Below are 14,719 nucleotides of genomic sequence, written 5' to 3'. Positions count from 1 at the left end.
TGTTCGTCTGCGGGTTGGTGGAGGCTGGTCGCGCAGTTCCCCGCGCCCCTGGGGGTGGGTGGGGGTTCGGTGTGGTTTGTCGGGTGCGGGTTCGTTTGGGCTGAGCGCGCAGTTCCCCGCGCCCCTGAAAGACAAAAGCCAGGGCGCAGCCCTGCTTTTAGGGGCGCGGGGAACTGCGCGACCAGCCCAAACGAACCCGCACCCGACACACAACCCAGCTCCACCTCAAAGCGCCCCCGCAGCGAACCGCCTGCGCAGCTGTACCGCCGTGATGGTCTCCGTGATGCCGAGGGCGAGGAGCCAGCAGCCGCCGACCACCGTGAGGACGGCGACGGACTCGAAGGGGGAGACGATCAGGACGACGCCGGCGAGGAAGCTGAGGACGCCGAGCAGGATCTGCCAGCCGCGGGCGGGGACGGACGGATCGGACACGGCGGCCAGGGTCTGTGTCACACCCCGGAACAGCCAGCCGATGCCGATCCACAGCGCGAGCAGCAGGATCGACTGCATCGCCCCGCGGAAGCAGAACAGGCCGAGCAGGATCGACAGCGCGCCACTGATGAAGGCCATGACCCGCAGCGAGGTCGCCGCGTGCGTACCGAAGGCGGAGACCAGTTGGAGTACGCCGCTGAAGAGCAGGTAGAGCCCGAAGAGCACCCCCGCCGCGAACAGCGTCGCCTCAGGCCACACCAGGATCATGACGCCGAGCGTCAGTGTCGCGATCCCGGCGGCCAGTACGGCCTGCCAGGCGGTGCGCGTGAGACGGAAGAGGGGATTCTCAGGTCCTCCGGGGCCACCGAGTCCTCGGGAGCTACCGAGCCCTCCGGGGCCGCCGGGCCTCTCCGGCCGGTGCGGGTCGCGGGCCGCATGGACCCGCCGGTCGTCGTCCGACCCCCAGGGCGCTCCGCTCGGTACCTCGGCCATGCTCCATGCTCGGACCGGCCTCCGGCACCCCGCCACCCGGGACGGCCGACCGACTGACCCCTCCCCCGCCGTCCCCTCTCACGCGCCGGAGGCCTCACGTGCCGCAAGCCTCACTTGCCTGCGGCCTTCTCCGCCTTCGCCGCCGCCTTCATCTCCTGCTTGTGCGCCCGTACCTTCACCAGCGACTCCGGTCCCGTGATGTCGGCGACCGAGCGGAAGGACTTCTCCTCGCCGTACGCACCGGCCGCCTCGCGCCAGCCCTTCGGGCGTACGCCGAGCTGCTTGCCCAGCAGGGCGAGGAAGATCTGCGCCTTCTGGGCGCCGAAGCCGGGCAGCTCCTTGAGGCGCCGCAACAGCTCCTCGCCGGTCTTCACGCCCTCCCAGACCTTCGCCGCGTCCCCTTCGTAGTGCTCCACGAGGTACTGGCACAGCTGCTGGATCCGCTTCGCCATCGAGCCCGGGTAGCGGTGCACGGCCGGTTTCTCGGACAGCAGCGCCGCGAAGGCCTCGGGGTCGTGCGCCGCGATCTCGTGCGCGTCGAGATCGTCCGTGCCGAGGCGCTGCGCGATCGTGTACGGGCCCGCGAAGGCCCACTCCATCGGAACCTGCTGATCGAGGAGCATGCCGACGAGCGCGGCGAGCGGGCTGCGGCCGAGCAGTTCGTCGGCCTCGGGCTGCTGGGCTAGGTGAAGCGTGGCGTCCATGCTCCGATCATCGCGCGTGGGCGCTCAGGCCGCGCGCCAGTACCCCAGCGCGTTCACCCGCTGTTTCGGCAGCGCCAGTTCCTTGCGGAAGTAGGCCGCCAGTGCCCGCGTCGTCGCCGTGTCGCAGGCGATCCAGACGTACGGGTCGGCCGCGCCCTTCAGAAGTTCCGGCACGGCCTCCTTCACCTGGGCCACCAGGTGCGCGCCCTTGTCGAGCCGGGGGACCGTGCGGACGTCGTGACGGTCGGGGTCGGCCTGGAGGGGCAGGCCGTCCAGGCCCTCCGCCGACTCGAACCAGATCGTCGTGGGTGCCGAACCCACCGCCCCGAGGAGGGAGTTGAGGGCGGGGAGGGAGGCCGTGTCCCCTATTGCCAGCACGTGGGAAGGAGCCGGGTCGGGGTCCGTGAAGCCCGTGCCCTGGACCGTCGCCTCGATCGTGTCCCCCGGCTTCGCGGCCCGCGCCCAGTCGCTCGCGCACCCCTCGTGCAGGGCGAACTCCAGGCTGAAGGTCCCCGCGGCCGGATCGGGGTCCACGAGTGTGTACGCCCGCTGGTGCGGCTTGCCCGCGTTGTCGAACCACAGCCGCACCCACATGGTCGGGTGCACCCCGGTCGCCGCGAGCATGCCGCCGTCGGTGAGACGCACCCGGCGGTAGTGCTCGGTGACGTCCTCCGCTCCCGTGACCGTGAACGCGAAGTCCTTGCCCCGGAACAGTTTGAGGACCGCGCCCTCCCAGCCGTGACCCTGCCCCATGACGTCTTCACCCTTCACGTACGATTCCGGCGCACCTTACTTAGGTGAGCCTAACCTAAACCGCATGGGAGACGCAGGGTGACTGTCGAGATCTACCGCGATGCCTGGGGTGTCCCACATCTGCGCGCGGACGACGCGCTTGAACTCGCCCACGCCCAGGGCCTGGCCACCGCCCACGACCGCGCCTGGCAGCTGGAGGTCGAACGGCACCGGGCGCGCGGCACCTCGGCCGCGTTCCTCGGCGCGGACGCGCTCGGCTGGGACCGGTTCGCGAGACAGGCCCGGCTCGACGACACGGCGAGACGCTGCTTCACCGCCCTGGAGAGACGGGACCCCGAGACGGCCGCCTGGGTCCGGGCGTACGTCGACGGGGTCAACCGGGGCCTGCCCGAAGGCGCCCGCCGCGCCCCCGAGTTCACGACCGTCGGTCTCGCCCCCGGCCGCTGGGAGCCCTGGACCCCGCTCGGCGTCTGGCTCGCCACGCATGTCCTCTTCGCCGGGTTCCCGGCCAAGCTCTGGCGCGAGGAGGTCGTACGCCACCTCGGTCCGGACGCGGTCGGCCTCTTCGCCACCGACGGGCCCGGCACCGCCGGCAGCAACGGCTGGCTCGTCACCGGCGAGCGCACCGCCACCGGCGCGCCGGTCGTCGCCGGCGACCCCCACCGCTACATCGAGGCCCCCGGCGTCTACCAGCAGATCCGCCTGGCCTGCCCGGAGTTCGACGTCGTCGGCCTCGCCGTGCCGGGTGTCCCGGGCATCGCACACTTCGGCCATACGGGCACGGTCGCCTGGGCGATCACCAACGCGATGGCCGACTACCAGGACCTGTACCGGGAGCGGCTCCGGCGGACCGGCCACGGCGACCGGGTGGAGGCCATCGGCCCGGACGGGGCCTGGCACCCCGCCTCCCGCCACACCGAGATCATCGAGGTGGCCGACGGCGACCCGGTCGAGGTCGAGGTGGTCGAGACCGACCGCGGCCCGGTGGTCGTCGACGGCGACTTCACCGGCGGAGACGCCGACCCCGACCTCGACGGTGTCCCGAACGGGGGCGGCCCGGCCGGTCCCCTCAGCCTCCGCCACCCACCCCGCGTCAGCGAAGACCTCGGCTTCTCCTCGCTCCTCCCCCTCCTCCGCGCCCGCCGGGTCGCCGACGTGGACCGCGCGTTCGACGACTGGACCGAACCCGTCAACGTCGTCCAGGCCGCCGACACCGAGGGCGGCCTCCTGCACCGGGTCGCGGGCAGGGTCCCCGTCCGGAGCGAGGACAACCGCACACGGATCGTCGACGCCTGGGAGCCCGGCCACGAGTGGCGCGGCTGGTACGCCCCCATGCCGCGCGGCACGGTCGACGACGGCATCGCGGTGATGGCGAACCAGCGCGGCCCTGCGACCCCGCTCGGCGTCGAGTTCGCCCCGCCCCACCGGGCCACCCGGCTGCGCGCACTCCTCGGCACCCGGCGGGACTGGTCCGCCGCCGACATGGCCGCCCTCCACATGGACACCCATCTCGCCTCCGCGGCCCCGCTGTTGGACCACCTCGCCGCCCTCGACGGCCTCACCCCCGCGGCCGTCTCCCTGCGCGACCGGCTCCTCCACTGGGACCGCCACATGACCGCCGACAGCACGGAGGCGGCCACCTACGCGGCGGTCCGGGGCGCGGTCGTACGCCGCCTCGCGGCCCACCCCGCCCTGGCCCGCCTCACCGAACCCCCGCTCTACCCCGAGGTCTTCCGCCCATGGCTCGCCCTCGTCCCGCGCGTCGCCTTCGCCCTCGAAAGCCTGCTCAGGGCCGAGGAGTTGTACGGGATCGACCGTGCCGAGGTCGTCAGGGCGGCCGTCGAGGAGGTGGCCGGGGACCCGCCGAGGGGCACATGGGGCGACACCCACCGCCTCGCTCCCTGGCGGGCGCTGCCGGATCCCTCGCACGACGAGAGGGAACCCGGGCTCTCCGGCGACCACGACTGCGTGCTGTGCACCTCCGCCGTGCCGGGGCTCACCGACCGGGCCGCGCGCGGCCCCGCCGCCCGCTATGTGTGGGATGTCGCGCGGCGCGAGAACAGCCTCTGGGTGGTGCCGTTCGGTGCCTCGGGCGTCCCGGACTCGGCGCACCACCGCGATCAACTCCCCTTGTGGGTCAGGGGAGATCTCGTCCCCGTCGTGACCGACTGGTCCCGGCTGACGAAGGAGGAGCCGACGAAGGACGAGCTGGTGAGGAACGATGGGAAGGAAGGCAGAACGATGACATCCGAGCCGTACGCCGAGAGCCGTGAGGCCGTCCACGAGCAGGTCGTCGACGGACTCGGCACGGTCCGCGTCCTGCGCGTGGACCCGGACGCCGACCTAGACGTGCTCCATGCGTGGGTGACGGCCGAGCGTGCCAGGTTCTGGGGCATGGGCGGCTTCGGCAGGGAGCAGGTGCTGGAGACGTACCGGCATCTCGACTCCCTCGACACCCACCACGCCTTCCTGGCCGTCCTGGACGGCAGGCCGGCCGCGCTCTTCCAGACGTACGAGCCCACCGCCGACCGGGTCGGCGAGTGCTACGAGGTGGAGCCGGGCGACATCGGCGTCCATCTGCTGATCGGGCCCGCGGGCGAGGGCGACGAGCGGCCGGGGTACAGCTCGGCGCTGCTCACCGCGTTCACCGTGTATGTGCTGGGCGTCCTCGAACGGAGCCGGGTCGTCGTCGAACCCGACACCCGCAACGAGAAGGCGATCGTCCGCCTGACCCGCCAGGGCTTCGTTCTCGGTCCACCGGTCGTGCTCCCGGAGATAGACCTGCCGGAGGTGCACCTGCCGGCGAAGAAGGCCCAACTGGCGTTCCTGACAAGGGAAGCAGCGGGCTTCTAGGGGCGCGGCGGGGCGTCGAGTGGCCCGGCTAGGTTCTCTGTGTTCCGCGCGTCGGGATCCTTTCCGCGCATCGACAACTCCCTTTGGGGCATGGTCGACAGGTGGTCCATGACATCACTCCCGAAGCCCTTGTCGCCCACTACAAGCTGGAGCCCATCCCCAAGGAGGGCGGTCTCTTCCGCCGTACCTGGGCGGGTCCCGAACGGCCCGACGGCCGCCCCGAGGGGTCCGCGATAGTGGTCCTCCTGACCGCGGAACCCGGTGACTTCTCCGCACTCCACCGGCTCCCCGCCGACGAGACCTGGCACTTCTACCTGGGGGATCCGCTGGAGATGCTGCTCCTGTCCCCCGACGGCACGTCCCGTACGGTCCTGCTCGGCCCCGACGTCCTCGGCGGCCAGCACCTCCAGTACACCGTGCCCGCACGCACCTGGATGGGCGCGCGGGTCGCGACCGCCACCGGCTGGTCGTTCTTCGGGTGCACGATGGCGCCCGGTTTCACCTACGAGGGGTACGAGCACGGGGACGCGGCGGAACTCACCGCCCGCTACCCGGACCGGGCCGCGCGGATCGCCGCGCTGAGCCGCCCGTGAGCGGCCCGGACGACGGACACCGCGGCGGACTTCTCGACGGGCAGGCCGCGCTCGTCACCGGGGCGTCGGGCGGCATCGGGCGGGGCATCGCGCTGCGGTTCGCCGCGGCGGGGGCGGCCGTGGCCGTCCACTTCCGTACGAACGCGGAGGCCGCCCGTGAAGTCGTCGACCTCATCGAGGACTCGGGCGGACACGCGGTCGCCCTGCGTGCCGACCTGACCGTCGAGGACGAGTGCCACCGCCTGGTGCGCGAGGCGGCCGACAGATGCGGCGGCCGGCTGACGGCCCTGGTGAACAACGCGGGCGTACAGCCGGTCCAGGAGCTGCCCGGCATGACGGCGGGGGACTGGCGGGCGGTGGTCGACGCCAACGTGTCGAGCGTGTTCGCGTGTACGCAGGCGGCGGTGGAGGTGATGCGCGAGGGGAGGGGGCAGGGTGACCGGCGTGACCCGAGCGGCCTGAGCGACCGGCGGGACTCGTCCGGTGGGCCTGTGGGCAGCATCACGCACATCGCGTCCATCGAGGCCACACACCCCGCTCCCCTGCACGCCCACTACTCCGCGTCCAAGGCGGCCGTCGTCGCACACGCGCGTTCGGCGGCCCTGGAGTACGGTCCCTACGGAATCCGCGTGAACACCGTCTCGCCGGGGCTGATCGACCGCGCGGGTCTCGCTGAGGCGTGGCCCGACGGTGTACGGCGCTGGCAGCAGGCAGTTCCCACCGGGAGGCTGGGGCGTCCCGAGGACGTGGGCGACGCCTGTGTGTTCCTCGCCTCGCCGATGGCCTCCTGGATCACCGGGCACGACCTGGTCGTGGACGGCGGGGTCTCGGCGCGGCCGACCTGGTGAACGCCGGTGTCGCGGCGGCCGGGCCGGTCGGTGCGGACGCGGGCCGAGTTGAACAAGGTGTCGCGTACATCCGTACTCTCACCTAGGCCGCAGCCGCGGACAGCGGCGGACAACCGCAGCCACAGACGTACCCGTACACGGACGTGCAGTGCGAGCAGGACGAGCAGTAGGGAGAGGCGACGTGGGCCGAGTGCGCCGCATACACCGAGTGCTACGGGTACTACGGGTGTCGGCGCCACGCCGGGCAGTGGCCCTCGTCGCCCTGCTGGGCACGTTGTTCCTGCTGGGCGGCGCGGGGTCGGTGTCCGCCCACTCGGCCGTGCGCGAAACGAGCCCCGGCGAGGGAACCGTCCTCAAGTCCGCGCCGAAGCAGGTCACCATGACCTTCACCGAGGCGGTCGGCATCACCGACGACTCGCTGCGCGTCCTCAGCCCCGAGAACCGCCGGGTGAACGCGGGCGACACCGAGCACGCGTCCGGCCGGTCCGACATGGTCCGGGTGCCGCTCGACGACGGTCTGGCCGACGGCACGTACACCGTGGCCTGGCGGGTGGTCTCGGCGGACAGCCACCCCATCTCCGGTGCCTTCACCTTCTCCATCGGCAAACCGTCCGAGACCACGGCGTCCGTCTCCGCCGAGCCGGCCGTGAACCCCGCCTCGGGCGCCCTCTACGACATCGCCCGCTACGCCGCGTACGCCGCCGTCGCCCTGCTCATCGGCGCGGCCACCTTCGTCCTGGTCTGCCGTCCGCCCTCCGCCGAGCCGCTGCGCGGACTCGTCCGGGCCGGCTGGTGGGTCCTCGTCGCCTCCACGGCCGCGCTCCTCCTGATACGCGGCCCGTACGAGCGCGGCACCGGCCCCTCGACCCTCCTCGACCCCGAGCTCATCGAGAACACCCTGATCAGCAGGCCGGGCTGGGCCCTGCTGGCCCGGCTCGCGCTGCTGGCGGGAGCGGCGGTCTTCCTCGTACGGATCGTGCCGGTCGTCCGGGGCGCGTCGGAGACGGAGGGCTCGGGGACGGAGGGCCCGGAGCTGGAAGGCCCGGAGAAAGATGAGGTGCGGCCCAAGCCGGTCGTGCTCGCGGTCGGCGGGCTTCTCGCCGTCGGTCTGGCGGGCACCTGGGCCGCCGCCGAGCACGCGTCCGCCGGGATCCAGGTCCCCCTGGCGATGACGTCCTCCGTACTGCACCTGCTGGCGATGGCGGTCTGGCTGGGCGGCCTCGCGGCGCTCCTCACCACGCTCCACCGCTCGGAGGCGCTGTTGTCGGCGGTCTCCGTGGCCCGTTTCTCGCGCCTCGCGTTCGCCTCGGTCGTCGTCCTGGTGCTGACCGGCGTCTACCAGTCGTGGCGAGGGCTCGGCTCGTGGGACGCGTTGTTCGACACGTCGTACGGCCAGATCCTCGTCGCCAAGGTGTGCGCGGTGGTCCTGCTGCTGGCGGCGGCGGGGTTCTCGCGCCGCTGGACGGGGCGGCTGACGGACGCGGAGGAGCCGTTGCGGGTTCCGGTGCTGGAGACGGTGGGGGCGCACGCGGGTGCGGGCGGCGGTGTGGACTCCGGCCCCGCGGGCGGCAACTCGGGCAGGGGCGCCGGAGAGTCTCCGTCGGCCGCCGCCGGGGACGGGCCCGAAGAGGATCCCGAGAACGAGTCCGAGGCGGCCTCGGCTCCCGGCGCCCGCCGCAGCGCCCTGCGCCGCTCGGTCCTGGCCGAGGTCGTCGTGGGTGTGGTCGTACTGGTCGTCACGACGGTTCTCACCGGTACGCAGCCGGGGCGCGCCGAGATCGAGACGGCGGCGGCCGAGGAGACCGCGGCGGCAGGTCGGCGGACCGCGTCGACGACCCTGATCCCCTTCGACGTCGGCACCCCTGGCGGCCAAGGCAAGGTCCAGATCGTCCTGGAACCGGGCCGTGTCGGCGAGAACACGGTCGAGGCGGTCATCATCGGCCCCGACGGAGGCATCGCCACGGTCCCCGAGATCCGCCTCTCCTTCACCCTCGCGTCCCAGAAGATCGGCCCCATCGACGCCGGTCTCACCAACAAGGGCGGCTACTGGGGCACTTCGTCCCTCAACCTCCCCATCCCCGGCACCTGGACGATGAAGGTCACCATCCGCACGTCGGACATCGACCAGGTGTCGGAGACGCGCCGGGTGAATATCCTCCGCTGACCCCGGTCAGGGCTCCCAGTGCCCGAGCCGGCGGAGGGCGGCGGTGGTGCGTACGAACTCGTCCTCGCCGAGGAGGGCCCGCACCTCGCCGTTGAAGCGGTCGATCTCGGGCTGGGCGGCGCGGAGAGCGCCGGCCCCCTCGGACGTCAACTCCAGTGTCACGGCCCGGTGTTCGCTCGGGTGCGCCTGCTTGGTGACGAGGCCGGCCGTGGTGAGCCGGGTGACGAGCGCGGTGACGGCGGACTCGCGCAGCCCCAGGGTGCGGGCCAACTCCCGCTGGGTCACGCCCGGTTGCTCGCGCACGGCGAACAGCGCGCCGAGCTGTGCCGTGGTGATCCCGGCGGCGGCCAGACAGCGCCGGTCCGCGGTCGTACGCAACTGGTGGGCCGCTCGCTGGAGATGGAAGAAGAGGCGCGGGTCGGGCTCGGGGGTGTCCCCGGGGTGGGGGCCGGTCGCGGACATGGGGAGATCTTGACAGATCCGGAGGGTGCGCGGGATTCTCGCTTCACTAGTGAAGTGAGGTGCGGTGTGAGTGACATCCCGGATCTGGCGGCAGCCCAGAAGGTGCTGGCGGCCCAGCCCTTCAGCAACCTGGTCGGTGCCCGCCTGGTGTCCTTCGGGGAGGGCGAGGCGATGCTTGAGCTGGACATCCGCGACGACCTGCGCCAGCAGTACGGCTTCCTGCACGGCGGTGTGCTCGGTTACGCCGCGGACAACGCGCTGACCTTCGCCGCGGGCGCGGCCACCCACTCCCGGCTGATCACCGCCGGCTTCACCATCGACTATCTGCGCCCGGCCGAGGGCGCACTGCTGAGGGCCCGGGCTCGGGTCGTCCGGGCCGGCCGCACCCGCATCGTCTGCCGCTGCGACCTGTCCGCCGTGGACGACGAGGGCGCCGAGAGCCTGTGTGCCGTGGCGCAGGGCACGATCGCCGTACTGGGATCCTCGGACGAATCAGGTGAATAAGGTCATTCAGGCGAATTGAGGAAGGTGGAGGAGCCGGGGGAACCAGGGAAATCGGAGTGAGGCGCGATCAGGTGTCGAGCTTGAGGACGACGTAACCCTCGGTGGTGCCGACGAGCGAGTAGCGGGCGTCGGGGTGGAGCCGGAGGGCGCGTGCCTCGATGTCGCGGATCCGGTCGTCGGGGTTGTGGAGGGCGATGTAGTCGGGGGTGATTCCGCCGGTGTCGCCCACCCACAGGACACGGCAGCGTGAGGTGAGGCGGCTGCTGGGGCGGATGTCGGCCTCGACGGTCGCGCCGTCCGGGATCCGGTCCAGGAGACGCTCGACCGCGGCGACGCGCGCGGGCTTGCGGTAGGCGGCGGGCTCGCTCAGCACGGACATCGGGAGCGTGGTCGTGAGCGAGAGCGCGGCCGCGGCGACGGCCGCGGGCAGATGGTGCGCGTACGTACGCAGCCAGGGCCGCGGGCTGTAACGGGCCCCGGCGAGGGCGTCGACGAGGGCGAGTGCGACGACGGGCATCAGGGCCGCGCTGTAGTGCCAGTCGGTCCCCCAGTAGTGGTCGTCGGAGGAGAGGAACCGCCACCCGAGCGTGGGCAGCGCGACGACGGACAGCGGGGAGCGCAGCGCCAGCAGCCCGCTGGTCGGCACCAACAGCCAGGCGAGGGTGCGGAGTTTGGTGCCCGTACCGTCGAGGACGGTCGAGCCGCCGTCGACCTTGGTCCAGTAGTCGTATCCGCCGGTGGTGTTGAAGGCCGGGATGACGACGACGAGGACGACCAGGGTGGCGGCGAGGCCCAGGGCCGCCACGGCTAGGGCGTACGGGATCGTGCGCCGGGAGTCGCGGCGGCACCGCAGGGCGACGACGAGGGCGATGGCCGCCACCGTCACCCCGAGGTCCTCCTTGACCAGCACCAGCGGCAGCGCCCACAGCAGCGCCGCGCGCCACCGCCGGGCCAGGATCGCCTCCAGGCCGAAGGCGATGAGGGGTACGGCGAAGCAGATCTCGTGGAAGTCGAAGTCGACGGCACGCTGGATGCCCCAGGACAGGCCGTACGCGATACCGAGCGCGAGCCCGCGTGGGCGCCCCAGCAGCCCGGCGGCCGCACGGGTCACCGGTACGGCCGACAGCGCGAACAGCGCCGCCTGCGCGACGAGCAGGGTGAGAGGGGAGGGGAAGGCCCGGTAGAGGGGGGCGAGGAGAGCGGTGACCGGGCTGAAGTGGTCGCCCAGGACATTGGTCCCGGGCCCCTTCAGATCGACGACGGGCGCCTGGAGGTGCGCGTACGCGCGGACGGCCTGCTCGAAGATGCTGAGGTCCCAGGAACGGGTGGCCAGGTGGCGGAAGCGGGCGAGGGAGAGAGCCGTGTAGGCAGCGAAGAGGGCGACGGCGAGGAGATACGGGTCGTGCCGGCCGGCCGGGCCGGCACGGCGGGGGCGCCGGTCACGCGGGGAGATCGCGACCGGCCCGGGTATCGCGGACCCGGGTGAGACCCGTATCGGTACCGGCATTTGTGTGGGCACTTGTGCCGGGACCTGTTCCGGAATTTGTGCCGGTATCTGTATCGGTGTCCGTATCGGCAGGGATGCCGGTGACGACGTCCGCGCGGCCCGGGCGTCCTGCGGCGGGCCGGGAAGAGCCTTGGTCACGAGCGGTCCTTACGAGCCGTCGGCGCACCGGGCAACCGGGAAGTCATCGGCCGGGTGTCGATGTCGGCGCCGCGCTTCCGAGGGACGGGAACGGAGACCCGAGCATGACACGGACCTCCGTCACCACGCGATCGAGGTCTGTGTTCTCGCAGTTCAGGGGGTGTGGAGGAGGCGGATTCCGAACTCGTTCCCGGCAAGGTCCTGTTGCCCTGTGAGCAGTGCGGACGCGGGCTCGCGGAAGGTCATCCGGAGGCCTACCGGCCGTCACCCCGGCCCGGCACTATCGCCGGCATGACGATCACCGCGGGCGCGCCACCCACGCACAGCACTCCCGCGGCCCTCGCCCGGGGGTTCCTGACGGGCGGCGTGGCCGGGACGTCCCTGGCAGCTCTCGTCGTCGGGGGCATCATCGAGAGGGTGCCGCTGTTCGTCGCGGGACTGGTCGTGCCCGCGGTCTACGGCCTGCTCCTCTTCCTCGCGGGTGCGCCACGGCGGGCCCGGGAGGCGGCCGTCGTGCCCCGCACCGCTCTCGCGATGATCGAGAGCCTGAAAGCCATCGGGGGCGAGTCGAGCGACGTACCGGTGCGCTTCGATCTCACCGTCGCGCCGGACGACGAGCCGGCGTACCGCGTCGAGATCACGCAGGACATCAACCTCGTGGACCTCCCCGACTACCGGCCGCGCGGCATCCTGGTCGTCCAGTACCCGCCGGACCGGCCGTGGCGGGTGAGGATCGTGAAGCGGCCGCCCCTGGAGTGGGAGGAGCGGGCGGCCGGCGCCCGCCTCGACTCGGTGCCCGGGCCGGCCACGGTGAGCGAGCCCCCCGAGGGCTGTGCCTTCGGCTTCGTCGTGCTCCTCGGCCTGCTGCTCGGCGCGGCCGCCGTGATCGGGCTGTTCCGCGCGGACCTGTTCGACGAGGACGCCACCGCACGGCCGTCCTCCTCCTCGAAGCCCTCCGCCGCCTCCTCTTCCTCGACGTCGTCGACCACGGTCGTGTCGTCGGCGTCCGGCACGGTCGCCCTCGGCCCGGGCCAGTCCATGCTCGACAAGGGCGAACTGCGCCGGGCCGTCGACTCGCTCATCAAGGGCAAGGGCATGGGCGAGGGCGAGGGCAACGACAAGGGCAACGACAAGGGTGAGGGCAAGAACAAGCGCGCTGCGCTCACCGTCGTCGTCCAGGAGCGCCTGCTGTCGGTCGTGTTCTCCCCGACCGGCACGCAGGCCCCGCAGTTCGATCCGGGCTCCCTGCCCTACGAACGATTCCCCGCCCTGGTCGAGGAGGCCAGGACCACTCTCGGCATCCGCTCCCCGCAGACCTGGCAGATCACGGCCGACCGCCTCACCGGCTCCCTCACCATCAGGGTCGGCGTGACCGGTCCCGAAGGCGCGGCCTCACTGGAGGCGGACGGGCAGGGGAAGGTGGTGCGGCGCACTCCGGCGGGCTAGGCCGACCCCTGTGACATCGCCTGGTGCCGGGTGGCACCGCATGGCGTCACAAGACCTCGCATGACGTCGGGCGGCACGGTTGGTGCCGCTCGGCACCGGGTGGCACGGTGTGGCACCGTGTGGCGCGGATCGGTGCCGGACTGTGCCATCCGGTGCCGCCCAGTGCCAATCCGTGCTCTAACGGGGGCATGAGTACGTCTGGTGCCACAAACGCTCAATCAGGTGCCATCGTGTTTTCGCAGGTCAGAGTGATTGCGTCGACTGGTCGCCCTGAGATGTCGCCATGCGGCTTGCATGTGGCGCCATTGTGGTGCCATCATGGCGTCATGGACCTCACCCCGTATGTCGACAGCCTCCGCCGCGAACTCGCGGTGGCCGCCGAAGCCGGCGGCGACGAAGCCCGCGAGCTGGCGGAGAGGCTGACGGCTCCCCTGGAGTCGGCAACCCGGCTGATCATGCTCAACGTGCTCTCCGCCGCGACGGACGAGATCACCCGTGAACTCGCCCCCGGCTCGGTCGACGTACGGCTGCGCGGGCTCGACCCCGACTTCGTGGTGACACCGCCGCCCACCGACGGCGGCGCCTCCGCGGAGCCGGCCGAGTCCGTCGAACCGCTCGGGACGCCGGCCCCGGCGGACGGCGACGAGGGCGGCACCGCTCGCGTCAACCTGCGTATGCCGGCCCACCTCAAGGCCCGCGCCGAGGAGGCCGCGACCCGCGAGGGCCTGTCGGTCAACGCGTGGCTGGTGCGCGCCGTGTCGGCCGCGGTCGACGGCGGCAACCGGCCGCGTACGACGGAGAAGACCCAGACCTTCAAGCAGAGCATCACGGGCTGGGTGCGCTAACCGCGCCCGCGCCCCGCCACTTCACCCGGACCACTACACCCGGACCACTTCACCCACACCACGTCCCACCAGCGGGGACGACCCAAGGACTCATGAGGACGGGACAGCCATGCCTACTTTCGAAACTCCCGAACCGATCTCCGTCACGGCGCACGTGGGGGCCGGTTCCATCCATTTCACTGCGGGCGACCGCCTCGACACGGTCGTCGAGGTGCGTCCCACCACCCCCAAGAGGGACAAGGACGTGCGGGCCGCCGAGCAGACCGAGGTCACGTACGCCGGCGGTGTCCTGACCATCAGGACGAAGGAGCGCTACCTCATCGGCCCCAGCGGCGCTGTCGACGTGACGGTCGGCCTGCCCACAGGCTCGCGCGCCGACATCACCGGCTCCTGGGTCCAGGCGTTCGGCGAAGGCCGGCTCGGTGAGATCCGGATGAAGACCTCGACCGGCGACGCCCGTTTCGACGAGACCGGCCCGCTGCAGCTGACCGTGTCGCACGGCGCGATCACCGTGGACCGGGTCGAGGGCATGGCCGAGATCACCAGCAACAGCGGCAACGTGCGCGTCGGCACCGTCGACGGCCCCGCCGTCCTGAAGAACTCGCACGGCAGCACGACCGTCGGCGCCGTGACCGGCGAGCTGCGGATGAGCGGTGCCAACGGCGCCATCGACATCGCGCGCGCCGAGGCGTCGGTCACCGGCACCGCGACCAACGGCTCCCTTCGTGTCGGCGAAGTCGTCCGCGGCACCGTCCAGTTGGAGACCTCCAACGGCGCCATCGAGGTCGGCATCCGCGAGGGCACCGCCGCCTGGCTCGACGTCAGCTCCAACCGCGGGCACGTACGCAACGCGCTCGCCGCGTCCGAGGCCCCGGAGCAGACCGAGGAGACCGTCAAAATCCGCGCACGGTCCAACTGGGGCAACATCGACGTCCTTCGCGCCAAGGCTTGAGCACCCTCGCTCCGCCCCGCCGCCAC

General features: G+C 72.1%; 13 protein-coding genes. 8 read left to right on the top strand and 5 right to left on the bottom strand.

Features of this window, described 5'->3' with window-relative positions; genetic code table 11:
• Positions 1-225 precede the first annotated feature (225 nt).
• The 3 genes from OG718_RS27385 to OG718_RS27375 form a co-directional block, all read right to left on the bottom strand.
• Complete coding sequence (locus OG718_RS27385; RefSeq protein ID WP_328845417.1) at positions 226-924, bottom strand: HdeD family acid-resistance protein; 699 nt, start codon at positions 922-924, stop codon at positions 226-228.
• A gap of 110 nt (positions 925-1,034) precedes the next feature.
• Positions 1,035-1,628, bottom strand: a complete 594-nt coding sequence (locus tag OG718_RS27380; RefSeq protein ID WP_143643424.1) for an HhH-GPD-type base excision DNA repair protein — start codon at positions 1,626-1,628, stop codon at positions 1,035-1,037.
• Between the two features lie 24 nt (positions 1,629-1,652).
• Positions 1,653-2,381 (bottom strand): siderophore-interacting protein, encoded by a 729-nt coding sequence (locus OG718_RS27375; protein WP_328845416.1) that lies wholly within the window; start codon positions 2,379-2,381, stop codon positions 1,653-1,655.
• Positions 2,382-2,459: 78 nt separating this feature from the next.
• Here OG718_RS27375 and OG718_RS27370 point away from each other — a divergent pair, with 78 nt between their 5' ends.
• The 4 genes from OG718_RS27370 (at position 2,460) to OG718_RS27355 (ending at position 8,839) form a co-directional block, all read left to right on the top strand.
• On the top strand, positions 2,460-5,234 hold the full coding sequence (locus OG718_RS27370) for a GNAT family N-acetyltransferase (protein WP_328845415.1): 2,775 nt from the start codon (positions 2,460-2,462) through the stop codon (positions 5,232-5,234).
• Positions 5,235-5,347: 113 nt separating this feature from the next.
• Positions 5,348-5,827, top strand: a complete 480-nt coding sequence (locus OG718_RS27365; protein ID WP_143643447.1) for a cupin domain-containing protein — start codon at positions 5,348-5,350, stop codon at positions 5,825-5,827.
• Positions 5,824-6,675, top strand: a complete 852-nt coding sequence (locus tag OG718_RS27360; protein ID WP_328845414.1) for an SDR family NAD(P)-dependent oxidoreductase — start codon at positions 5,824-5,826, stop codon at positions 6,673-6,675. Before OG718_RS27365 ends, OG718_RS27360 begins: the two co-directional genes overlap by 4 nt.
• 226 nt (positions 6,676-6,901) lie before the next feature.
• Entirely contained in the window at positions 6,902-8,839 is a 1,938-nt protein-coding gene (locus OG718_RS27355; protein WP_328845413.1) for a copper resistance CopC/CopD family protein, read from the top strand.
• A gap of 6 nt (positions 8,840-8,845) precedes the next feature.
• Here the strand turns inward: OG718_RS27355 and OG718_RS27350 are convergent, their stop codons facing one another.
• Positions 8,846-9,301, bottom strand: a complete 456-nt coding sequence (locus tag OG718_RS27350; protein WP_306938869.1) for a MarR family winged helix-turn-helix transcriptional regulator — start codon at positions 9,299-9,301, stop codon at positions 8,846-8,848.
• 66 nt (positions 9,302-9,367) lie between these two features.
• Here OG718_RS27350 and OG718_RS27345 point away from each other — a divergent pair, with 66 nt between their 5' ends.
• Positions 9,368-9,805, top strand: a complete 438-nt coding sequence (locus OG718_RS27345) for a PaaI family thioesterase (RefSeq protein WP_328845412.1) — start codon at positions 9,368-9,370, stop codon at positions 9,803-9,805.
• A 67-nt stretch (positions 9,806-9,872) separates the two neighbouring features.
• Here OG718_RS27345 and OG718_RS27340 read toward each other — a convergent pair whose 3' ends face one another.
• The gene (locus tag OG718_RS27340; protein ID WP_328845411.1) at positions 9,873-11,312 is read right to left on the bottom strand and encodes a DUF2079 domain-containing protein; all 1,440 of its coding nucleotides are present in this window, start codon (positions 11,310-11,312) and stop codon (positions 9,873-9,875) included.
• A 429-nt stretch (positions 11,313-11,741) separates the two neighbouring features.
• Between OG718_RS27340 and OG718_RS27335 the strand changes: the two genes are divergently transcribed.
• The 3 genes from OG718_RS27335 (at position 11,742) to OG718_RS27325 (ending at position 14,693) form a co-directional block, all read left to right on the top strand.
• A complete protein-coding gene (locus OG718_RS27335; RefSeq protein WP_328845410.1) occupies positions 11,742-12,896 on the top strand; it encodes a hypothetical protein in 1,155 nt (384 codons plus the stop codon).
• Between the two features lie 326 nt (positions 12,897-13,222).
• Positions 13,223-13,741 carry a toxin-antitoxin system HicB family antitoxin gene (locus OG718_RS27330; protein WP_143643432.1) on the top strand — a complete coding sequence of 173 codons (519 nt, stop codon included), beginning with the start codon at positions 13,223-13,225 and terminating at the stop codon, positions 13,739-13,741.
• A gap of 109 nt (positions 13,742-13,850) precedes the next feature.
• Positions 13,851-14,693 carry a DUF4097 family beta strand repeat-containing protein gene (locus tag OG718_RS27325; RefSeq protein ID WP_143643433.1) on the top strand — a complete coding sequence of 281 codons (843 nt, stop codon included), beginning with the start codon at positions 13,851-13,853 and terminating at the stop codon, positions 14,691-14,693.
• Positions 14,694-14,719: the final 26 nt, after the last annotated feature.

The sequence above is a fragment of the Streptomyces sp. NBC_00258 genome (assembly GCF_036182465.1).
Lineage (GTDB): Bacteria > Actinomycetota > Actinomycetes > Streptomycetales > Streptomycetaceae > Streptomyces.
The sequence above is the reverse complement of the archived record's forward strand: the minus strand, read 5'-3'. Positions and strand labels throughout refer to the sequence as shown.